Origin of the sequence: Romboutsia maritimum (assembly GCF_002251085.2) — a bacterium.
Classification (GTDB): Bacteria; Bacillota; Clostridia; order Peptostreptococcales; family Peptostreptococcaceae; genus Romboutsia_B; species Romboutsia_B maritimum.
Map to the genome: position 1 here is coordinate 1 of NZ_NOJZ02000090.1, position 871 is coordinate 871.

The window sequence follows — 871 nt, forward strand, 5'->3', positions numbered from 1 at the left end:
GTTATATAGTTCCTCGTATAACTTAAAACCTTCTTCTGAATTTCTACTCATTCTCGATACACTATCAAAAACTATCGTATCACCTTGCTTAATAATATTAAGAAGCTTATTTAATTCTTTTCTAGTATGTATTTTAGTTCCCGTATAAACTTCATCAATAATGATTGCATTAGGATATAAATTTAAAATATTTCTATGTTGCCTTTCAATGCTTTGCTTATTAGTAGATATTCTACAATAACCATATATAGTATTAATCATAGTATCCCCCTTTGTATTAAAGTATTAAAATTAACGACCGTTATTTTTGATACTTTAATATTATAGTATTATTTTATTATAGTCAATAACTTTTAATACTTTTTTAAATTAAGGTAGTTTTAATACTAATTTATTTCCCAACGCTTGCACAACTGCACCTGCACACGTGTTTTTTTAGTAGAGGTGCATTTCTATTTGCATCTTCTTTGCCACGATTTAACTGTATTTTCTTTTACATCATATTTTTAAGCTATATCTTTAAGTTTCATCCCTAACATATAGTCTTTGTAAGCTTTTTCTTTATTTGTCGTCTTGTCCTTTTCATCCAACTCCACCAACTCAATACGTTAAAATTTTCATGCACACGCCCACAGTTTTTTAGTAGGCACACCCCCCTACCACACCTCATGTGATTTTTATTAAAAATCTCGACAACCATCTCCTCTCCTCGGTTCCCCAAATCATTAAAAATGCTATTTTTTTTATAGGGGGGGCTATACAACCAACGTTCTTAGTTAAAAAATTTCTTCTTAGTGTTTTTATTAAGTTTATCTTGCTTCTCGTGAATCAAATTCTTTATAGGTTCTTTACCTTCAAGACTATATATTAT

The 871-nt window shown here is 29.3% G+C and carries 1 protein-coding gene; it reads right to left on the reverse strand.

Going from position 1 to position 871, the window contains the following annotated elements:
* A partial coding sequence (locus CHF27_RS13950) for a recombinase family protein (protein WP_158534786.1) occupies positions 1–261 on the reverse strand: 261 nt, incomplete at its 3' end.
* Positions 262–871: the final 610 nt, after the last annotated feature.